This window comes from Pseudomonas sp. MWU16-30316 (genome assembly GCF_020515645.1).
Lineage (GTDB): Bacteria > Pseudomonadota > Gammaproteobacteria > Pseudomonadales > Pseudomonadaceae > Aquipseudomonas > Aquipseudomonas cerasi.
The window spans coordinates 282,503-303,852 of sequence record NZ_JAIZAZ010000008.1 but is presented as its reverse complement, the minus strand read 5'-3'; the positions used below and the strand labels follow the sequence as shown (position 1 = coordinate 303,852).

The following is a 21,350-nucleotide window of genomic DNA, read 5'->3' as shown; positions in this document are numbered from 1 at the left end:
TGGGGGTCTGACTGACAACTATCGTTCCTCACGCTCCAGCGTGGGAATGCAGTTCACGACGCTCTGCGTCGCAAGAGGACGCGGAGCGTCCAGACCGGCATGCCCACGTGGAGCACGGGCGCGATAGCGCTTAAGGCACGGCTCTTGTGTCCACACTGCTAAACTCACCCAAGCCCGATTCCAGAGGAACACCGCGTCATGGAACCCATCACCACCCTTAACACCCTGCACATCGTCGCCATCGCGTTGTTGCTGATCAGCGCGCTGGTGTTGGCCAGCGGGGTGGTCAAGGTGCGTCTTGAAGGCGACACGACCGTGCAGAATCGCCTGCTCAAGCGGCCATTGCTGTTTTTCTGGGTGTTGATGGCCGTTTGCCTGGCGACGCTGCCGTTCAGTGGCTGGTGGCTGGTGCATTTGAAAGGCCTGTCACTGGGCCAGACCTGGGTGCTGGGCAGCAGCGTGCTTTACACCCTGGGGCTGTGCAGTTGGGTCTGGCTGGTGGCCAGGCTCAACCGCTTGCGTCTTGGTGCCAAAGGTGGCAAGCGCGGCTTCACCTTGGCGCTGACGGTGATCAGCGTTGTGTGCTTCGTGGCAATGGCCGGTCTGACGGGCTTCAAACCGGCCTGAGTATTGCCAGCACTCAGTGGCGCAGGGTAATCACCGGCCAGCCGCGTCGCTCGGCTTCGGCACGCAATTTATCGTCCGGATCGACCGCGACCGGGTTGGCCACCTGCTCCAGCAGAGGCAGGTCGTTCATCGAGTCACTGTAGAAATAGCTGCCCTCGAGGCTGAACGCGTTGTCTTCCAGCCACTGGTTGAGGCGTGTCACCTTGCCTTCACGGAAGCAGGGCACACCCGTGGTACGACCGGTATAGCGTCCATCCACCATTTCGCACTCGGTCGCCAGCAGGGTATCGATGCCCAGCTGCGCCACGATAGGTGCTGTCACAAAGCGGTTGGTGGCGGTGATCACCACCAGCTTGTCGCCAGCCTCTCGGTGTTTGGCGATCAATTCCAGCGCCTTGGGCAGCATCATTGGTTCGATGCAGTCGCGCATGAACTCGCGATGCCACTGCTCAAGCTGCGCCATGTCAGTGTTGCCCAGAATCTCCAGGGTAAAATTCAGGTAGTCGGTCATGTTCAGCGTGCCGGCCAGGTAATCCTGATAGAACTCGTCGTTGCGGGTCTTGTAGGTCGCGGCATCAAGGATCCCGCGCCGGCACAGGTAATCGCCCCAGGCGTGATCGCTGTCGCCGCCCAGAAGGGTGTTGTCGAGGTCGAATAAAGCCAGGCGCATAGGGTTACTCGCTGAAATAGTTGAAAAAAGAGCCCCAGAATACGAGGTTTTCACAAGTCTTCACATAAGGTGATAAGCCTCGTTGCTGGTTTGATCGCCTTTGTGGAACAATGCGGCGACATGCGTTTGCGAGGTTGTTGCCGTGATCGACCCCGATGGTTTCCGTCCTAATGTCGGGATTATTCTGACAAACGATGCTGGTCAGGTCCTATGGGCTCGGCGTATTAACCAGGATGCCTGGCAGTTTCCTCAAGGGGGTATCAACCCGCAGGAGACGCCGGAAGACGCGCTTTATCGCGAATTGAATGAAGAAGTCGGTCTGGAACGACATGATGTGCAAATACTTGCCTGCACTCGGGGCTGGTTGCGCTATCGTCTGCCGCAAAGACTGGTCCGTACCCACAGCCAGCCGCTGTGTATCGGCCAGAAGCAAAAATGGTTTCTCCTGCGCCTGATCTCCAACGAGCAGCGGGTGCGGATGGATTTGACCGGTAAACCGGAGTTCGATGGCTGGCGCTGGGTCAGTTATTGGTACCCGTTAGGCCAGGTGGTGACATTCAAGCGCGAGGTGTATCGACGCGCACTCAAAGAGCTTGCCCCGCGCCTCTTATCGCGCGACTGACACGGAGTTCGACCCCGAGCCATGCTCAATACGCTGCGCAAGATCGTCCAGGAAGTTAACTCCGCCAAGGATCTCAAGGCGGCGTTGGGCATTATTGTGTTGCGCGTCAAGGAGGCCATGGGCAGCCAGGTCTGCTCGGTCTACCTGCTCGATGCCGAGGTCAACCGCTTTGTCCTGATGGCTTCCGAAGGTCTCAACAAGCGCTCCATCGGCAAAGTCAGCATGGCGCCGAATGAAGGCCTTGTTGGTCTGGTCGGCACGCGTGAAGAACCGCTGAACCTCGAAAACGCCGCAGATCACCCTCGTTATCGCTACTTCGCCGAGACCGGTGAGGAACGCTACGCCTCGTTCCTGGGCGCGCCGATCATCCACCACCGGCGCGTGGTTGGCGTGTTGGTCATCCAGCAAAAGGAGCGCCGTCAGTTCGACGAGGGCGAAGAAGCCTTCCTGGTCACCATGAGCGCGCAACTGGCGGGCGTTATCGCGCATGCCGAAGCCACCGGCTCGATCCGCGGTCTGGGTCGTCAGGGCAAAGGCATTCAGGAAGCCAAGTTCGTGGGTGTCGCCGGTTCGCCGGGTGCTGCGGTCGGTGTCGCCGTGGTCATGCTGCCGCCTGCCGATCTGGAAGTGGTCCCCGACAAGACCGTCACTGACATCGCCGCTGAACTGGCGCTGTTCCAGAACGCGCTGGAAGGCGTACGCAATGACATGCGCACCCTGTCAGCCAAACTGGCCACCCAGTTGCGTCCCGAAGAGCGGGCGCTGTTCGATGTCTACCTGATGATGCTTGACGACGCCTCGCTGGGCAGCGAAGTGACCGACGTCATCAAGACCGGTCAATGGGCGCAGGGTGCCTTGCGCTCGGTGGTCAGTGAGCACGTCAAACGTTTCGAGCTGATGGACGATGCCTACCTGCGCGAGCGGGCGTCGGACGTCAAGGACCTGGGCCGCCGTCTGCTGGCTTACCTCCAGGAGGCGCGACAACAGGCGCTGGTCTATCCCGATAACACGATTCTGGTCAGCGAGGAGCTGACCCCGGCCATGCTCGGCGAAGTGCCGGAAGGCAAACTGGTCGGCCTGGTGTCGGTTCAGGGTTCCGGCAACTCCCACGTCGCGATTCTGGCGCGGGCCATGGGCATTCCCACGGTCATGGGCCTTGTGGACTTCCCTTACTCCAAGGTCGATGGCATCGATCTGGTGGTCGACGGCTATCATGGCGAAGTCTTCACCAATCCCAGCGAAATCATGCGCAAGCAGTTCGGCAAGGTGGTGGAGGAGGAGCGTCAGCTCTCCCAGGGCCTGGATGCCCTGCGCGAACTGCCTTGCGTCACTCTCGACGGGCATCGCATGCCGTTGTGGGTCAACACCGGTCTGCTGGCCGACGTGGCGCGTGCGCAACAGCGTGGCGCCGAAGGGGTGGGCCTGTACCGCACCGAAGTACCGTTCATGATCAACCAGCGCTTCCCGAGTGAAAAGGAACAGCTGGCGATCTACCGCGAGCAACTGGCCGCCTTCCATCCACTGCCGGTGACCATGCGCAGCCTGGACATCGGTGGCGACAAGTCGCTGTCCTACTTCCCGATCAAGGAAGACAACCCGTTCCTCGGCTGGCGCGGTATTCGCGTCACCCTCGACCACCCGGAAATTTTCCTGGTCCAGACCCGCGCCATGCTCAAGGCCAGCGAGGGCCTGAATAACCTGCGCATTCTATTGCCGATGATCTCCAGCACCCACGAAGTGGAAGAGGCGCTGCACCTGATCCACCGCGCCTGGGGCGAGGTGCGCGACGAAGGCACCGACGTGCCTATGCCGCCGGTGGGCGTGATGATCGAAGTGCCAGCTGCGGTCTACCAGACCCGCGATCTGGCGCGTCAGGTGGACTTCCTCTCGGTCGGCTCCAACGATCTGACTCAATACCTGCTCGCGGTCGACCGCAACAACCCGCGCGTGGCAGATCTCTATGATTACCTGCACCCGGCAGTGCTTCAGGCGCTGCAAAGCGTGGTGCGTGATGCCCACGCCGAGGGCAAGCCGGTGAGCATCTGCGGCGAAATGGCGGGTGACCCGGCAGCAGCGGTGCTGTTGATGGCGATGGGTTTCGACAGCCTGTCGATGAACGCCACCAACCTGCCGAAAGTGAAGTGGATGCTGCGCCAGATCAACCTCAGCAAGGCCAAGGAACTGCTGGCGCAACTGATGACCAACGATAACCCGCAAGTCATCAGCAGTTCTCTGCAACTGGCGCTGAAAAACCTCGGCCTGTCGCGGATGATCAACCCGAGCTCGGTCAAAGGGCACTAAGCGCTACCAATGCTTTCGTGAGCAAGCTCACTCCCACAGGGGGTACACATGCACCTTTGGGGCGGGCCGGTCGACGTTCACTTGTTCGCGAAGAGGCCGGTACAGACTCCGGGAAATGGGGCATTTGGGCTACCGCCTTCGTGAGCAAGCTCACTCCCACAGGGGTACACATGCACCTTTGGGGCGGGCCGGTCGACGTTCACTTGTTCGCGAAGAGGCCGGTACAGACTCCGGGGAATGGGGCGTTTGGGCTACTGCCTTCGTGAGCAAGCTCACTCCCACAGGGGTACACATGCACCTTTGGGGCGGGCGGCCGACGTTCACTTGTTCGCGAAGAGGCCGGCATGATCGCCGAAAATGCATTGTCTGAATCACCATCTTCGCGAGCACGCCAAGCCTTGTCCGGTTCGCTCCTGCGCCCTGGGGGCAGAAGCCTGTAAGGCACGTATTCAGTGCGCTCCAAGACCTGTCTATAACGCTGTGCGCGGAAGCGCTAAGCGTACGGCTGGACACATCAGGCGTATCTTTTTTCATTTCGTTCAGGCGGCTTCCATCGGTCGCCGCTAGAGCATCCTGCCGGGCTCCGGTAACATGCGCGCCTGATTCAGTCGCTCGCAAGGGCGTTCCAATTGAGGAGTCGCAATGCTGCCTTACCCGCAGATTGACCCGGTAGCCGTCGCTATCGGCCCGCTGCAAATTCACTGGTACGGTTTGATGTACCTGGTCGGTATCGGTGGCGCCTGGCTGCTTGCGTCGCGTCGCCTGAACAAGTTCGATCCGACCTGGACCAAGGAAAAACTCTCCGACCTGATTTTCTGGCTGGCCATGGGCGTGATTGTCGGCGGGCGGCTGGGCTACGTGCTGTTCTACGATCTGTCGGCCTACATCGCCAACCCGCTGCTGATCTTCGAAGTCTGGAAGGGTGGTATGGCGTTCCACGGCGGCTTTGTCGGCGTGATGATCGCGGCCTGGTGGTTTGGCAAGCGCAACGGCAAAAGCTTCTTCCAACTGATGGACTTCGTTGCTCCGCTGGTGCCGATCGGCCTGGGTGCCGGGCGTATCGGCAACTTCATCAATGCCGAGCTGTGGGGCAAGCCGACCGACGTGCCGTGGGCCATGGTTTTCCCGCCGTTCAGCGACCCTGCGCAACTGGCGCGTCATCCTTCGCAGCTGTATCAGTTCGCGTTGGAAGGCGTTGCGCTGTTCATCATCCTCAATCTGTACGCCCGCAAGCCGCGTCCAACCATGGCCGTTTCCGGCATGTTTGCGCTGTTTTACGGGATCTTCCGCTTTGTAGTCGAGTTCGTTCGCGTTCCTGACGCCCAGTTGGGCTACCTGGCATGGGGCTGGGTGACCATGGGTCAGATCCTCAGCCTGCCGATGATCATCGCCGGCCTGTTCCTGATCTGGCTGGCCTACAAGCGCGATCCGTCCGCCAGCAAGGCAGCGGTCTAACACCGAAACGCCGGGTGAAAACGCCCGGCGCGTTCAACAAGGCAGGTGATTTATGAAGCAATATCTGGAACTGGTCGCTCATGTGATCAAGCACGGGACCTTGCAAGCCAACCGTACCGGCGTGAACACCATCAGCTTTCCGGGTGCGATGCTGCGTTATGACTTGCAGGAAGGTTTTCCGGCGATCACCACACGGCGCATGGCCTTCAAATCGGCCATCGGCGAGATGGTCGGCTTTCTGCGTGGCGTGAACAACGCTGCGGAATTCCGCGAACTGGGCTGCAAGGTCTGGGATCAGAACGCCAACGAAAACGCTCAGTGGCTGAACAACCCGTTCCGCAAGGGCGAGGACGATCTGGGCGAAATCTATGGCGTGCAATGGCGCAAGTGGCCAGCCTACAAGCGTATCGATGCCGGCAATGTCGCGGCCATCGAACTGGCGCTGGGCCAGGGGTATCGTCAGATTGCCGAATCCGAAGAAGACGGTCAGTCGTTCGTGGTCCTGTACAAGGCCATCGACCAGATTCGCCAGTGCGTCGACACCATCATCAACGACCCAGGCAGCCGCCGCATCCTGTTCCACGGCTGGAACTGCGCACAGCTCGATGAAATGGCCCTGCCGCCGTGCCACCTGCTGTACCAACTGCACCCGAACCCGCAGACCCGCGAAATCTCGCTGACGCTGTACATCCGCTCCAACGATCTGGGCCTCGGCACGCCGTTCAACCTGACCGAAGGCGCCGCGCTGCTGAGCCTGATCGGTCGCCTGACCGGCTACACTCCGCGCTGGTTCACCTACTTCATCGGCGACGCCCACGTGTACGAAAACCACCTGGACATGCTCAACGAACAGATGACCCGCGAGCCGTACCCGATGCCGAAACTGGTCATCTCCGATCGTGTACCCGAGTTTGCCAAGACCGGTGTGTACCAGCCTGAATGGCTGGAACTGATCGAGCCTTCGGACTTCACCCTGGAAGGCTACCAGCACCACCCGGCAATGACGGCGCCGATGGCGGTCTAAGAGGGCTGCGCGCTATTACCTTCTCGTTCCTGCCTGAGGAACGAGAGGTGTCAAACCCCTCTCAATGCCCATGACTCCTCCCCACATGTGAAGCCTCGCCCTCTGGCGCTGCCACAGCCCCCGTCACTTCCAGCCTCTCCAGTATCGCGCAATGTTCTGTCGTGCCATCGCTGCAGCGGCGACGCAGGTCGAGCAGTTGTTCCTGGAGCGCTTGCAGGCTTGCGACGCGGGCGTTGACGTGTTCGATGTGTTCGTCGATCAGGGTGTTGACGTTTTCGCACTGGTCCTGCGGGCTGTCGCGCAGGTTGAGCAGGTTGCGGATTTCTTCGAGGGTCATGTCCAGGCTGCGGCAATTGCGGATGAACGACAGGCGCTCCATGTGCGCCTGGGTATACAGCCGGTAATTGCCGTCACTGCGAGCGGGGGCGGGCAGCAAGCCTTCGCGCTCGTAATAACGGATGGTTTCGACCTGAGTGTCGGTCAGTTTTGCCAGTTCGCCGATTTTCATTTCGACTCATCTCGTTTGAGTGCTTGACCCTATAGTGGCTACAGGGTGTTCACTTGGCAACAAGCAGAATCCTGGAGCCACAACGAATGGGCACGACGATCAAGAATTCCCCCGCACATGACCACGATCATGACCATGATCACGGCGAGCACGCGCACGAGCAAAAGCCCGTGGAGCATGCCCATTCGTGCTGCTCCAGCGATGCACAGCCCGCTGTAGTGACCTTTGGCGAAGCGTCTGCAGCGGGTGGTCGTCTGAGCAGCTTCCGTATCGAGGCGATGGATTGCCCCACCGAGCAGACGCTGATCCAGAACAAGCTGGGCAAGCTGGCCGGTGTGCAGAAGCTGGAATTCAACCTGATCAACCGCATGCTGGGGGTCTGGCACGACCTGCCGTCCACCGACCCGATTCGTGAGGCTATCAGTTCACTTGGCATGCAGGCCGAGCCGATCGAGGAAGGTGCAGCGTCTGCCGACTCGGCGCCGGTGGTGAAGAAACACTGGTGGCCGCTGGCCTTGTCCGGCGCTGCGGCGCTGGGTGCAGAGGTGGTCCATTTTGCTTCGCTCGGCCCGACCTGGGTGGTTGCCTTGCTGGCGCTGGTGTCGATCTTCAGTTGCGGGCTGACGACCTACAAGAAGGGCTGGATCGCACTCAAGAACTTCAACCTGAACATCAATGCGCTGATGAGCATCGCGGTGACCGGCGCCATTCTGATCGGTCAGTGGCCGGAAGCGGCAATGGTGATGTTCCTGTTTACCATCGCCGAGTTGATCGAAGCCAAGTCACTGGACCGCGCGCGCAATGCGATCAGTGGCCTGATGCAACTGACGCCTGAGCTTGCCACCGTCAAGCAGGCGGATGGCAGCTGGCAGGAAATCGAAGCCAAAAACGTCGAACTGGATGCTATCGTCCGGATCAAGCCGGGCGAGCGTGTCGGGCTCGACGGTGAAGTGGTGTCCGGCAGCTCGACGATCGATCAGGCATCGATTACCGGTGAAAGCCTGCCGGTGGAAAAGACTGTCGGCGACAAGGTTTTCGCGGGCACCATCAACCAGGCCGGTTCGCTGGAGTATCGCGTCACCGCCGCCGCAAACAACTCGACGCTGGCGCGCATCATTCATGCGGTGGAAGCGGCGCAGGGTTCGCGTGCGCCGACCCAGCGCTTTGTCGACAGCTTTTCCCGTATCTATACGCCAGTGGTGTTCGTCGTCGCGTTGGCATTGGCGTTGGTCGCGCCGCTGTTCTTCGGCGGCGAATGGTATGACTGGATCTACCGGGCGCTGGTGCTGCTGGTGGTGGCCTGCCCATGTGCGCTGGTGATTTCCACGCCGGTGACCATCGTCAGCGGTCTGGCAGCGGCGGCGCGCAAGGGGATTTTGATCAAGGGTGGCGTTTATCTGGAAATGGGCGAGAAGCTCGATTACCTGGCCCTTGATAAAACCGGCACGCTGACCCACGGCAAGCCGGTGCAGACTGATTATGTGCCATTGAACCCTGCTGTTGCCGACAGTGCCCCGGTGATTGCCGCGAGCCTTGCCGGGCGTTCAGATCACCCGGTTTCCCAGGCGATTGCCAAGGCCGCCGATGGCAGCCTGACGCTGCATGAAGTCAGCGCGTTCGAGGCGCTGGGTGGGCGGGGTGTGAAAGGCGAGATCAACGGCCAGATGTATCACCTGGGCAACCATCGCCTGGTGGAGGAGCTGGGCCTATGTTCGCCGGAGCTGGAGGCCAGGCTCGATGCGCTGGAAATGCAGGGCAAGACCGTGGTGCTGTTGCTTGATGCCTCTGGCCCGATCGCGTTGTTTGCCGTCGCCGATACGGTGAAGGAGACCAGCCGCGAAGCCATTGCCCAGTTGCACGAGCTGGGCATCAAGACGGTCATGCTGACCGGTGATAACCCGCACACCGCCAAGGCGATTGCCGATCAGGTCGGCATCGATGAAGCGCAGGGTAATCTGCTGCCTGCCGACAAGCTCAGTGCGATCGAGGCGCTTTACGGCCGTAATCACCGGGTAGGCATGGTGGGCGACGGTATCAATGATGCGCCTGCGCTGGCCCGTGCGGAGATCGGTTTCGCGATGGCCGCTGCAGGCACCGATACGGCCATCGAGACAGCAGATGTCGCCCTGATGGACGATGATCTGCGCAAGATTCCAACATTCATTGCGCTTTCACGCCGGACATCGGCGGTGCTGAAGCAGAACATCGTGTTGGCCATCGTGACCAAGGTGCTGTTCATCGGCATCACCTTCGCGGGCCTGGCGACCATGTGGATGGCGGTGTTTGCCGATATGGGCGTGAGCTTGCTGGTGGTGTTCAACGGTTTGCGCTTGCTCAAGAAGTGATCAGTCGGCAACGTTGAAGGGCGGACGCGGAGCGTCCAGAACGGCATTCCCACGCGGAGCATGGGAACGATAATCGTGGCCACCGGCTCCGATCACTGGCTATCGCTCCCACGCTCCGCGTGGTAGCGCCTTTCTGGACGCTCTGCGTCCGACGTTGTCAGCCAAAGCGCTCCTGCCCCCAGGCGATGAAGGTTTCCAGCAGTGGCTTGAGCACGGCGCGGGTCGGCTCGGCCAGGTCCGGGCGGTAGTGGAAGGGCACGAATTCGTCCATGTAGGTGCTTTGCGCCAGCTCCAGCTGTACTGCGTGGATGTTGTTGGCCGGGTTGCCGTAGTGGCGGGTGATGTGGCCGCCCTTGAAGCGCCCGTTCAACACATGGCTGTAGTCCTTGGCCGCTGCGCAGACCTGCTCCAGTCGGCTGGCCAGTTCCGGGTCGCAGCTCAGACCATTGAAGGTGCCCAGGTTGAAGTCCGGCAGGCGGCCGTCGAACAGGTGCGGGATGTGGCCGCGAATCGAGTGGGCGTCGAACAGCAGCGCATAGCCGAACTCGTCACGCATGCGCTGCAGTTCCTGCTCCAGCGTCTGGTGATACGGCGTCCAGATCTGTTGCAGATACCGCGCTCGTTCCTCGGCGCTGGGCGTCTGGCCGTCCTTGAACAGTGGCACGCCATCGAACAGGATCGACGGAAACAGGCCGGTGGTCGCACCGGCGTACATGGGCTTGTCGTCAGACGGCCTGTTGAGGTCGATGACAAAGCGCGAGTATTCGGCGGCCAGGGTGCTGGCGCCCAATTCAGCGGCGAAGTCATACAAACGCGGAATGTGCCAGTCGGTATCCGGCAGGCTCAAGGCTTCGTCCACCAGCGCGGCTTCGACCACCGGGGTCAGTTTCAGACCGGCATGCGGCATGCTGATCAGCAGCGGAATACGGCCACGCTTGAATGTCAGAACGTTATCCACAGGGCTCTCCTTCAGATCGATGATTCGACGCCGTGGCGCACGATACGTTTGTCCAGATCGCCGCCCAGCCAGTAGGCCAGATCAGCCGGCCGTTCAATGTTCCAGGCGATGAAATCCGCCACCTTGCCGACCTCCAGCGAGCCGTGGGTCGCGCTCATGCCCAACGCCCTGGCGGCATTGAACGTCACCCCCGCCAGTGCTTCTTCGGGCGTCATGCGAAACAGCGTGCAGGCCATGTTCAGCATCAGGCGCAATGACAGGCCCGGCGAGGTGCCAGGGTTGAGGTCGGTGGAAATCGCAATCGGCACGCCGTGCTTGCGCAGCGCGTCCATCGGCGGCAGTTGCGTTTCACGCAGGAAGTAAAACGCCCCCGGCAGCAGCACCGCGACGGTTCCGGCAGCCGCCATGGCGATGGCGTCGTCCTCGGTCATGAACTCCAGATGATCCGCCGACAGCGCCTTGTAGCGCGCGGCCAGGCTCGATCCACCCAATGACGACAGCTGCTCGGCATGCAGTTTGACCGGCAGTGCCAACTGCCCTGCGGTGATGAACACCTGCTCGACCTGCGCAGGTGAAAACGCCAGGTATTCACAGAAAGCATCCACCGCATCGACCAGCCCTTCGGCTGCCAGCGCCGGGAGCATGTCGTTGCAGATGTGGTTGATGTAATCGTCGGCGCGATCGGCGTATTCCGGCGGCAGCGCATGGGCGGCCAGGCAGGTGGCACGCACGGTGACTGGCTGGGTGTTGCCCAGACGACGAATCACCCGCAGGATCTTGCGCTCGTTTTCCAGGTCCAGCCCGTAGCCCGACTTCATCTCGACGGTCGTGACGCCGTCCTTGAGCAAGTGCCGCAAGCGGCGCTCGGCACTGGCGTACAGCTCATCTTCACTGGCGGCGCGAGTCGCACGCACCGTGCTGGCAATACCGCCGCCCGCTGCCGCTATTTCTGCGTAGCTGACGCCCTGCAGACGCTGTTCGAACTCGCCACTGCGGTTGCCGCCGAACACCGTATGGGTGTGACAGTCGATCAGGCCGGGCGTGACCCATGCACCGCCCAGATCGATGCAGTTGTCATGTTCCGGCTCGGCCAGCTCGGCCTGAGGCCCGATCCACTCGATGAGCGCTCCGGAGGTCACGATGGCGGCATGCTCGATGATCGAGTATTTGCCGTGCGCCATGCTTGCGATGTGACAGTTTTTCCAGAGCGTTTTCATTCCAGGCCTCGTTGATCAATGAGTGTTGTTGAGCGCCTTGGGCTTGACCCACACAGCGTAGGCGATGAGCAGCAGCACGATCCAGATTGCGCCGACGATCAAGGCTGCACGGTTGTCCGGGAAATAGCCCAGCACGCCGAAGATGAACAGCATGAAGGCGATGGCGGCCGCAGGCCCGTAAGGCCAGAACGGCACGGCGAATTTCAGCTGTGCCGCTTCCTCGCGGTGCATCGAGCGGCGCATGGCGACCTGCGTCAGCAGAATCATCAGCCAGACCCACACGGTGGCGAAGGTGGCCAGCGACGCGATCAGCAGGAACACATCCTTGGGGATCAGGTAGTTGAGCAGCACGCCGCCCAGCAACGCGATGCCCATGACCAGCACGGTCATCCACGGCACGCCATGGCGTGAAACGCGGGCAAAACTGGCGGGCGCCTGACCATCACGGGCCAGCCCATACATCATGCGGCCTGCGCCGAAGATGTCGCTGTTGATGGCCGATACGGCCGCCGAGATCACCACGATGTTGAGGATGGTCGCCGCCGAAGCGATACCCAGGTTGTCGAAAATCTGCACGAACGGGCTGCCCTGCGTGCCGATCTGCGGCCACGGGTAGATGCACATCAGCACAAACAGTGTCAGCACGTAGAACAGCAGAATGCGCAGCGGTACGGCATTGATCGCCTGCGGCAGGCTGCGTTGCGGGTCCTTCGCTTCGCCTGCGGTAATGCCGATGATTTCAATGCCGCCGAAGGCAAACATCACCACCGCGAACGAGGCGATCAGACCGGTGACGCCGTTGGGCATGAAGCCGCCGTGTGCCCACAGGTTGCTGATGCCTATTTCGGTGCCGCTGGTCGAGCTGCCGATGCCAAAGATCATGATGCCGAAGCCTGCGACGATCATGGCCACGATGGCGCTGACCTTGAGGATCGACAGCCAGAATTCGGTTTCGCCGAAGACTTTCACATTGCACAGGTTGAGCGCGCCGATCAGGAACACGATGCCCAGCACCCAGATCCAGCGCGGCACCTCCGGAAACCAGAAGCCCATGTAAATGCCGAATGCGGTCACGTCGGCGAGGCAGACAATGATCATTTCGAATGCGTAGGTCCAGCCCAGTACGAAACCGGCCAGCGGGCCCATGTAGCGCGTGGCGTAATGGCTGAAGGAGCCGGAAACCGGGTCGTGGACCGCCATTTCGCCCAGTGCGCGCATCACCATGTACACCGCCGCGCCGCCGATCAGGTACGCCAGCAATACGGCAGGCCCGGCCTGTTGAATCGCCGAGGCCGAGCCGTAGAACAACCCTGTGCCGATGGCAGAGCCCAGGGCCATGAAGCGGATGTGGCGGGCGGATAACCCGCGTTTCAAACCATCTTGTGACGTCATTTCAGGTCCATTTCATTACAGGTATGGCAAAAGCCGCGAGAACGCCTGCATCCGGCCTCCCGCAGCGATGACCAAAGCGAGCCCTGCCAGGCTCGCGGTGCATCACAGACTGGGTAGCAGACGTGCAGGAACCAACGGGTTCAGGCAAGTGGAGGACAACAGCTGACTGGCAGCTTCGATGTCCGGTGCAAAAAAGCGGTCCTTTTCATAGAACGGGACCTTGCTGCGCAACAGGCTGCGGGCTTGCTCCAGCTTCGGAGAGGTTTTCAGACCCTCACGCAAGTCCAGACCCTGGCAGGCAGCCAACCATTCTACGGCAAGAATCCCGCGAACGTTTTCTGCCATTTCCCATAAGCGCTTGCCGGCGGCCGGGGCCATCGACACATGGTCTTCCTGATTGGCCGAGGTCGGCAGGCTGTCGACACTGTGCGGATGGGCCAATGCCTTGTTTTCACTGGCCAGCGCGGCGGCGGTCACCTGCGCGATCATGAACCCGGAATTGACGCCGCCGTTGGCCACCAGGAAGGGCGGCAGCTGCGACATGTGCTTGTCCATCATCAGCGAAATGCGACGTTCGCTGAGCGAGCCGATCTCGGCAATGGCCAGCGCGAGGTTGTCCGCCGCCATGGCGACCGGCTCGGCGTGAAAATTGCCACCGGATATGACGTCGTTCTCGGCGGCGAACACCAGCGGGTTGTCGGACACTGCGTTGGCTTCGATTTCCAGCACCTCGGCGGCCTGACGCAGTTGGGTCAGGCATGCGCCCATGACCTGTGGCTGGCAGCGCAACGAGTAGGGGTCCTGAACCTTGTCGCAGTTGCGGTGCGACTCGGACACGCCGCTGCTTTCGCCCAGCAGGTCACGGTAGCAGGCTGCCGCGTCGATCTGCCCGCGCTGACCGCGTGCGGCATGAATACGCGCGTCGAAGGGCGAGCGCGAGCCGAGCACGGCTTCAACCGTCAGCGAGCCGCAGGTCAGGGCTGCAGCGAACAGGTCTTCGCCTTCGAACAGGCCGCGCAATGCGTAGGCGGTAGACACTTGCGTACCGTTGAGAAGCGCCAGCCCTTCCTTGGCTGCCAGGGTCAGCGGTTGCAGCCCGGCAGCCGCCAGCGCATCGACGCCGTTCAGCCATTCGCCCTTGTAGCGCGCCTTGCCTTCGCCCAGCAGCACCAGCGACATGTGCGCCAGCGGTGCAAGGTCGCCGGAAGCACCGACCGAGCCCTTGAGCGGAATATGCGGGTAGACCTCGGCATTGATCAGCGCAATCAGAGCGTCGATGACCACGCGCCGAATGCCCGAGAAGCCGCGGCTCAGGCTGTTGACCTTGAGCACCATGATCAGACGCACCAGCTCATCGCTGATCGGCTGACCGACACCGGCCGCATGCGACAGCACCAGCGAACGCTGCAGGTTTTCCAGGTCTTCGCTGGCAATCCGCGTCGAAGCCAGCAGACCGAACCCGGTGTTGATGCCGTAGGCGGTGCGGTTCTCGGCCAGAATGCGCTCGACACAGGCGACGCTGTCGTCGATCTGCTGGTCTGCGCTGCTGTCCAGCGTCAGGCTGACCGGCTGCAGATAAATACCGCGCAGTTGCGCCAGGGTCAGTTGGCCGGGGATCAGGTTCAGCGTCTTGGCAGATAAGGTGGTCACGATGCTGCTACTCCTTGATGAATGTCAGCGACGGCTTGTGGCCATACGCTGTTTTTATAGGCCTGCCGCGTTGTTACGGCAGTGCTGGAAAACCCTTTCCAGCGACGCTTCGTCTTTGATCAGGGCCGCGCTGCTGGCGATGTCCGGAGCCAGCCAGCGGTCTTCGTCGTAGGCCGGGATGCGCTCGCGCAGCAGTCGCCACGCGGCACCGGTGCCCACGCCAAAACCCTGTGTCTTGAGAAATTCGAATGCCTGGGCCGCGAGCAAATACTCGATGGCCAGAATCTGCGTGGTATTGCCCAGCACCTTGTGCAGCTTGAGCGCGGCGCTGGTGCCCAGGCTCAGGTGATCCTCCTGCAGGCCGGAGGTCACGTAGTTGTCGACCACAGCCGGCTGCGCCATCTGGCGGTTTTCCGCGCACAGCGAAGCGGCGACGTACTGGACGATCATCATTCCCGAGTTGACCCCCGGCTGGGTGACCAGAAACGCCGGCAGGCCGCTGACCATCGGGTTGATCAGGCGGTCCAGGCGCCGTTCGGCGATCGAGCCCAGCTCGGCCATCGCCATGCACAGCAGGTCTGCCGCCATGGCCACCGACTGGCCGTGTGGATTGGCCTGGGACACCACTCGGAAAGCGTCGGGCGTGCCGAGCAGCAGCGGGTTATCGGTGACTGAATTGAGCTCGATCTCGACCTGGCGAGTGGCGTGAGCCAACTGGTCGCGGGTGGCGCCATGCACCTGGGGAATCGAACGAATACTCAGCGCATCCTGGGTACGAATGCCTTCGCTGCTGGCGAGCACTTCGCTGCCTGCCAGTAACGTGCGCAGGTTCTTGCCCACCTGTTGCATGCCCGGATGCGGCTTGAGGGCGAGGATGCTTGCATCGAACGCGTCCAGCTGGCCGCGCAGGGCTTCGAAGCTCATCGCGCCGATCACGTCGGCCCACTGGCTCAGACGCTCGGCGTCGGCGATGGCCAGACAGCTCAGGCCGGTCATGCACGGTGTGCCGTTGACCAGGCACAATCCGTCCTTGGCGCCGAGGATGACCGGAGCCAGACCTTCTTCGTTCAAGGCCTGCTCAGCCGGGACGATCTGCCCGCGATAGCTGACCTGGCCGATGCCCAGCAACGCGACGCCGACGTGCGCCATGTGCGTCAGGTAACCCACCGAGCCCTGCGCCGGTACTTGCGGCGTGATGCCCCGATTGAGCAGGGCCAGCAGCGCTTCGACCACTTGCCGGTGAATGCCGGACTTGCCCTGACTGTAGTTGAGAATCGCGGCGCAGATGATTGCGCGGGTCTGCTCGTCGGCCAGTGGCGTACCGACGCCGCAGGCATGGCTGAGCAGGGTATTGCGCGACAGGCGACTGAGCTGTTCGCCTTGCAGTGACACATTGCACAGCGCGCCGAGCCCGGTGTTCACGCCATAGGCGCGCTCGCCGCTGACGACGATACGCTGCACGATGGCCTGAGCGTTGTCGATCCGTGCCCAGGCAGCATCCGACAGGACCAGTCTTGCGCCCTGCCGGGCCACGGCGACCACGTCCTGCCAGCCCGCAGGTGCTTCACCGATGACGATCTGTTCTGCTCGCGACATCTGCAACGGTCCTTAAAGGGTGGCCACGCGGCGCTGAACGAAACGATCCACGTAATCGTCGGCGGGCGAGTGGAGAATTTCTTTCGGCGTACCGACCTGAATCAATCGACCATCCTTGAGGATCGCGATGCGATTGCCGATGCGCACGGCCTCGTCCAGATCGTGGGTAATGAACACGATGGTCTTGTGCAGGCTGGCTTGCAGCTCCAGCAACTGGTCCTGCATCTCGGCGCGGATCAACGGGTCGAGGGCGCTGAATGCTTCGTCCATCAGAATGATGTCGGTGTCGGCCGCCAGCGCGCGGGCCAGACCCACACGCTGACGCATGCCGCCAGAAAGCTGGTGCGGGTATTTGTTCTCATAGCCCTTGAGGCCTACGGTGGTGATCCAGTGCAGCGCGCGTTCCTGACACAGCGCCTTGCTCTCGCCACGCACGGTCAGGCCGTAGGCCACGTTGGCCAGCACGGTCTTGTGCGGCAGCAGGCCGAAGCTCTGGAACACCATGCTGATCTTGTGCCGACGGAATTGGCGCAAGGCCTCCATGTCGTAACGCAGGATGTCTTCGCCATCGACCAGAATCTCGCCGCTGGTGGGGTCGATCAGCCGGTTGAAGTGACGCACCAGCGTCGATTTTCCCGAGCCGGAGAGGCCCATGATGACGAAGATTTCGCCGCTGCCGATCGACAGCGACAGGTCGTTGACCCCGACCACACAGCCGGTCTGGGCCAGCACCTGGTCCTTGCTCTGGTTTTGCCTGATCAACTCCAGCGCTTCTTTCGAGCGGTTGCCGAAGATCTTGAATACGTTTTTGACGACGATTTTGTTCGGTTCCACGCTGCTCATTTGTGCGCCTCATGCCGTGGGCGGCCATAGGCCTGCGTGATACGGTCGATGACGACCGCCAGAATGACAATGGCCAGGCCCGCTTCCAGCCCGCGCCCGACGTTGAGGGTCTGAATGCCCACCAGCACGTCTTCGCCAAGCCCGCGTGCGCCGATCATCGAGGCGATCACCACCATCGACAGCGCCATCATGGTGGTCTGATTGATACCGGCCATGATGCTCGGCATCGCCAGCGGCAGTTGCACGCCGAACAGTTGCTGCCAGCGATTGGCGCCGAACGCGTTGATGGCTTCCATCACTTCACCATCCACCTGACGAATGCCCAGATCGGTCAGACGAATCAGCGGCGGTGCGGCGTAAATCACGGTGGCGAAGATCGCCGGCACTTTGCCCAGACCGAACAGCATCAGCACCGGGATCAGGTACACGAAGCTGGGCATGGTCTGCATGATGTCCAGCAGCGGCATCAGCACCGAGCGCAGCCGATTGCTGCGTGCCGAGAGGATGCCCAGCGGAATGCCGATCAGCACCGCGATGATCGTGGCGACCAGCATCAGCGCCAGCGTCTGCATCAGCTTGTCCCACAACCCGACCGCACCGACCAGAAACAGCAGGCCGACGATGACCAGCGTCGTGACGATCTTGCGTGTCGCGTGCCAGGCAATACCGCCGACGATCATCAGCATCAGCCACCACGGCGCCATGCGCAGCAGGCCTTCGAGGTTGACGATGGCCCATAGCAGGGTGTCGGAAATGTGCCGGAACACATCGCCGTACTGCGTGACCAGTGAGTCGACGCCATCGTTGACCCAGTTGGCGATCGAGAAAGTGAAGCTTTCAGGAAACATAAGCGGCTCTCAAATGAGGTGTGTCGGGTCAACGACGGGGCTGTCGAACCGTTCAGTCCGACAGCCCGGTCGTTTACAACGAAGCGTCCACCTTCTTCGCGGCGTCTTCGCTGACCCATTTGTGCCAGACTTCGGGGTGCTCTTTCAGGAAAATCTTCGCCAGCTTCGGCGATTCGATGCGTTCCTTGGCCATGCGCCCCAGGTTCTGGTTGAGCAGGTCGATAGGCAGGTTGACCTTTTCCAGGATGGCGACCAGTTCAGGAGCCTCATCGTGGAACACTTTGGACACGCCGACCTTGATATCGATCGTCTTGTTGACCCCGGCTTTCTCTTCCAGACGCACCAGGTCTACCTGACCCATGAGCGGCGTGGGTGACCAATAGTAGGCCAGGATCGGTTCGCCACGTTTGTAGCTGGAGAGAATCGCCGCATCCAGCGCCGGGCCGGTGCCCGGGCGGAAGTTGGTGTATTTGCTTTCCAGGCCGTAGCTCTTGAGCATTTCGCTGTTTTCCAATTCACAGGTCCAACCCGCCGGGCAGTTGTAGAAACGCCCTTTGGATGGCTCTTCCTGATCCTTGAACACGGCTGAATACTGGGCCAGATCGCTGATGGATTTCAGGTTGGGTGCCTTGGCTTCCAGCTTGCGTTTGGCATCGCCTTCGATCACATAGCGCGGCACGTACCAGCCTTCCACTGCGCCGACGATCGGCGCGCCGACACCAACCACTTTCCCGGCAGCGGCGGCCTTGTTCCAGACCTCGCTGCGACCGACCCATTCTTCGGCAAAGATCTGGATATCGTTGGTGCCCAAGGCGTTTTCCATGGCGATGGAATTGCCGGGCAGGGCGTCAACCGTGCAGCCGTAACCCTTGTCCAGAACGACCTGCAGAATGTCGGTCAGCAGCATCGCGCTTTCCCAGTTAAGACCGGCGAATTTCACCGGCTTGCCTGATTCGCACCAGCCGGCAGCCTGACTTGCGCCTGCGCTGGCGAGCAGGCCAGCGGATACCAGGGTGGTCAGCAGGGCCTTTTTCATATTCATTGTCGATGCTCCTAAGCCTGAAATGGATGACGGCAGCTTCAAGTAGGCATCCGGCCCGTGGGCATGCTCATGCCCGTCCCCGACGTGTGCCGGCCTGATGGCCGGCAACGTTGTCAACGTCCGATCATTGGCAGGTTCAAGCCCTGCTCTTTGGCACAATCGATAGCGATGTCGTAACCGGCATCGGCATGACGCATCACCCCGGTGGCCGGGTCGTTGTGCAATACGCGGGCGATACGCTCGGCGGCTTCATCCGTACCGTCGCAGACGATCACCATGCCGGAATGCTGCGAGAAGCCCATGCCGACGCCGCCACCGTGGTGCAGCGAGACCCAGGTCGCACCGCTGGCGGTATTGAGCAGGGCATTGAGCAGCGGCCAGTCGGAGACGGCATCGGAGCCATCGCGCATGGATTCGGTTTCGCGGTTGGGGCTGGCGACCGAGCCGGAGTCCAGGTGGTCGCGGCCGATTACCACCGGTGCCGACAACTCGCCACTGCGGACCATTTCGTTGAAGGCCAGGCCCAGCTTGGCGCGCTGGCCCAGACCGACCCAGCAGATACGCGCTGGCAAGCCCTGAAAGCTGATGCGCTCGCGGGCCATGTCCAGCCAGTTGTGCAGGTGCTCGTCATCCGGGATCAGCTCTTTGACCTTGGCGTCGGTCTTGTAGATGTCCTGCGGATCGCCCGACAGCGCGGCCCAGCGGAACGGCCCGATGCCACGGCAGAACAGCGGACGGATGTAGGCGGGCACGAAACCCGGGAAATCGAAGGCATTGGTGACGCCGACTTCCTTGGCCATCTGGCGAATGTTGTTGCCATAGTCGAAGGTCGGAATGCCGGCTTGCTGGAAGGCGAGCATGGCTTCGACGTGTTCGGCCATCGATTGCTTGGCCGCCTTGACCACACTGGCCGGCTCGCTGACCGAGCGGGCACGGTACTCGTCCCAGGTCCAGCCTTTGGGCAGGTAGCCATTGAGCGGGTCGTGGGCGCTGGTCTGGTCGGTGACCATGTCCGGGCGCACACCGCGACGGACCATTTCCGGCAGGACGTCCGCCGCGTTGCCACACAGGGCGATGGAGATGGCTTTGCCTTCGGCCGTGTATTTCGCGATACGCGCCAGTGCGTCATCGAGATCAGCGGCCTGTTCGTCGACGTAGCGGGTCTTGATACGGAAATCGATGCGGCTCTGCTGGCATTCGATGTTCAGCGAGCAGGCCCCGGCCAATGTCGCGGCCAGCGGCTGCGCGCCACCCATGCCGCCCAAACCTGCGGTCAACACCCAGCGGCCCTTGAGGTTGCCGTCATAGTGCTGGCGACCGGCTTCGACGAAGGTTTCGTAAGTGCCTTGCACGATGCCTTGGCTGCCGATGTAGATCCAACTGCCGGCGGTCATCTGGCCATACATGGCCAGGCCCTTGGCATCCAGTTCGTTGAAGTGCTCCCAGCTGGCCCAGTGCGGCACCAGGTTGGAGTTGGCGATCAGTACGCGCGGGGCGTTGCTGTGGGTCTTGAACACGCCGACCGGCTTGCCGGACTGCACCAGCAGGGTTTCATCATCGTTGAGCTGAGTGAGGCTTTCGACGATCTTGTCGTAGCACTCCCAGTTGCGTGCGGCACGACCGATGCCACCGTAAACCACCAGTTCATTGGGGTTTTCGGCGACTTCCGGGTCGAGGTTGTTCATCAACATGCGCAGCGGTGCTTCGGTCAGCCAGCTCTTGGCGGTCAGTTGAGTACCGCGTGCAGCCCGTACGACGCCTTCGCGATGGCGGGTCCAGTCCTGCTTAAGGTCTTGATTATTCTCGGTCACAAAAAAATCCTCGGCGATCAATTCGAACCAGCCCGATGAAGGGCGAGCAGCGCCTGGCGAAGCAGGCCTATTCAGTTGGGTAGAAGACAGAGTGTTCAGCCTGTCTCTACTTGTACATACAAGCATATGCAATCAAAAGACCAACTTTGTGCTGTCGCTGTTTTTTGCCCATCGAATCTATCTGCAGGGCTTTATTTATGAGGGCCTGGTGCTTTTGATCAGCAAAGGGGCGTTTCTCCGAAAAGGGCTGGACGTTGTTACCTGAATGACTTTTTGCGCAGTTTTGGGGCGGCAGGTAACAGATTGGTGCGGGGGATGTGTGCGCCGCGTTCGGGCCGGGAATGAACTGCCGCTGGGTGTTTGCAAGCAGCGCATTTGGCGGGCTGCAAATGGCCTCTTCAGCATGGGAACGAACCCGATCAAGCATGCGTCATACCCAGG

18 protein-coding genes are annotated in these 21,350 nt (G+C 61.4%); 6 read left to right on the top strand and 12 right to left on the bottom strand.

Annotated elements, in window-relative coordinates; genetic code table 11:
• Nucleotides 1-198: 198 nt before the first annotated feature.
• Nucleotides 199-627: a DUF2269 family protein gene (locus tag LCH65_RS23090; protein ID WP_003343869.1), complete on the top strand. Its 429-nt coding sequence runs from the start codon at nt 199-201 to the stop codon at nt 625-627.
• Nucleotides 628-640: 13 nt separating this feature from the next.
• Here the strand turns inward: LCH65_RS23090 and LCH65_RS23085 are convergent, their stop codons facing one another.
• Nucleotides 641-1,297, bottom strand: coding sequence for an HAD family hydrolase (locus LCH65_RS23085; protein ID WP_003372134.1), 657 nt, complete (start codon nt 1,295-1,297; stop codon nt 641-643).
• 142 nt (nt 1,298-1,439) lie between these two features.
• On the opposite strand from LCH65_RS23085, the gene LCH65_RS23080 reads away from it, so the two are divergent.
• The 4 genes from LCH65_RS23080 (at nt 1,440) to LCH65_RS23065 (ending at nt 6,699) form a co-directional block, all read left to right on the top strand.
• Complete coding sequence (locus tag LCH65_RS23080) at nt 1,440-1,919, top strand: RNA pyrophosphohydrolase (protein ID WP_002555745.1); 480 nt, start codon at nt 1,440-1,442, stop codon at nt 1,917-1,919.
• Nucleotides 1,920-1,940: 21 nt separating this feature from the next.
• Complete coding sequence (ptsP, locus tag LCH65_RS23075; RefSeq protein WP_002555744.1) at nt 1,941-4,220, top strand: phosphoenolpyruvate--protein phosphotransferase; 2,280 nt, start codon at nt 1,941-1,943, stop codon at nt 4,218-4,220.
• A gap of 642 nt (nt 4,221-4,862) precedes the next feature.
• Nucleotides 4,863-5,675 carry a prolipoprotein diacylglyceryl transferase gene (gene lgt / locus LCH65_RS23070; RefSeq protein ID WP_003343867.1) on the top strand — a complete coding sequence of 271 codons (813 nt, stop codon included), beginning with the start codon at nt 4,863-4,865 and terminating at the stop codon, nt 5,673-5,675.
• Between the two features lie 52 nt (nt 5,676-5,727).
• Nucleotides 5,728-6,699, top strand: a complete 972-nt coding sequence (locus tag LCH65_RS23065) for a thymidylate synthase (RefSeq protein ID WP_002555742.1) — start codon at nt 5,728-5,730, stop codon at nt 6,697-6,699.
• Between the two features lie 61 nt (nt 6,700-6,760).
• Here LCH65_RS23065 and cadR read toward each other — a convergent pair whose 3' ends face one another.
• Nucleotides 6,761-7,207, bottom strand: a complete 447-nt coding sequence (gene cadR, locus LCH65_RS23060; RefSeq protein ID WP_096120254.1) for a Cd(II)/Pb(II)-responsive transcriptional regulator — start codon at nt 7,205-7,207, stop codon at nt 6,761-6,763.
• Between the two features lie 86 nt (nt 7,208-7,293).
• Here cadR and LCH65_RS23055 point away from each other — a divergent pair, with 86 nt between their 5' ends.
• Complete coding sequence (locus tag LCH65_RS23055; RefSeq protein ID WP_226439826.1) at nt 7,294-9,552, top strand: heavy metal translocating P-type ATPase; 2,259 nt, start codon at nt 7,294-7,296, stop codon at nt 9,550-9,552.
• Nucleotides 9,553-9,709: 157 nt separating this feature from the next.
• On the opposite strand, the gene hutG is transcribed toward LCH65_RS23055, so the two are convergent.
• The 10 genes from hutG to LCH65_RS23005 all read right to left on the bottom strand — a co-directional run bounded on the left by hutG (nt 9,710) and on the right by LCH65_RS23005 (nt 21,336).
• A complete protein-coding gene (gene hutG / locus LCH65_RS23050) occupies nt 9,710-10,510 on the bottom strand; it encodes an N-formylglutamate deformylase (RefSeq protein ID WP_003350448.1) in 801 nt (266 codons plus the stop codon).
• 11 nt (nt 10,511-10,521) lie between these two features.
• Nucleotides 10,522-11,727, bottom strand: coding sequence for an imidazolonepropionase (hutI, locus tag LCH65_RS23045; RefSeq protein ID WP_003432386.1), 1,206 nt, complete (start codon nt 11,725-11,727; stop codon nt 10,522-10,524).
• A 15-nt stretch (nt 11,728-11,742) separates the two neighbouring features.
• A complete protein-coding gene (locus LCH65_RS23040; protein WP_003432387.1) occupies nt 11,743-13,119 on the bottom strand; it encodes an amino acid permease in 1,377 nt (458 codons plus the stop codon).
• Nucleotides 13,120-13,221: 102 nt separating this feature from the next.
• Nucleotides 13,222-14,769, bottom strand: a complete 1,548-nt coding sequence (gene hutH, locus LCH65_RS23035; RefSeq protein WP_003372122.1) for a histidine ammonia-lyase — start codon at nt 14,767-14,769, stop codon at nt 13,222-13,224.
• A 54-nt stretch (nt 14,770-14,823) separates the two neighbouring features.
• Nucleotides 14,824-16,365 carry a histidine ammonia-lyase gene (gene hutH, locus LCH65_RS23030; protein ID WP_226439825.1) on the bottom strand — a complete coding sequence of 514 codons (1,542 nt, stop codon included), beginning with the start codon at nt 16,363-16,365 and terminating at the stop codon, nt 14,824-14,826.
• 12 nt (nt 16,366-16,377) lie between these two features.
• A complete protein-coding gene (locus LCH65_RS23025) occupies nt 16,378-17,208 on the bottom strand; it encodes a glycine betaine/L-proline ABC transporter ATP-binding protein (RefSeq protein WP_003432397.1) in 831 nt (276 codons plus the stop codon).
• Nucleotides 17,205-18,056 (bottom strand): proline/glycine betaine ABC transporter permease, encoded by an 852-nt coding sequence (locus LCH65_RS23020; protein ID WP_003343849.1) that lies wholly within the window; start codon nt 18,054-18,056, stop codon nt 17,205-17,207. Before LCH65_RS23020 ends, LCH65_RS23025 begins: the two co-directional genes overlap by 4 nt.
• Nucleotides 18,057-18,129: 73 nt before the next feature.
• On the bottom strand, nt 18,130-19,098 hold the full coding sequence (locus LCH65_RS23015) for an ABC transporter substrate-binding protein (RefSeq protein ID WP_003432399.1): 969 nt from the start codon (nt 19,096-19,098) through the stop codon (nt 18,130-18,132).
• Between the two features lie 113 nt (nt 19,099-19,211).
• Nucleotides 19,212-20,909 carry a urocanate hydratase gene (hutU, locus tag LCH65_RS23010; protein WP_042931093.1) on the bottom strand — a complete coding sequence of 566 codons (1,698 nt, stop codon included), beginning with the start codon at nt 20,907-20,909 and terminating at the stop codon, nt 19,212-19,214.
• A 106-nt stretch (nt 20,910-21,015) separates the two neighbouring features.
• A complete protein-coding gene (locus LCH65_RS23005; RefSeq protein WP_141249893.1) occupies nt 21,016-21,336 on the bottom strand; it encodes a hypothetical protein in 321 nt (106 codons plus the stop codon).
• Between the last annotated feature and the right edge of the window lie 14 nt (nt 21,337-21,350).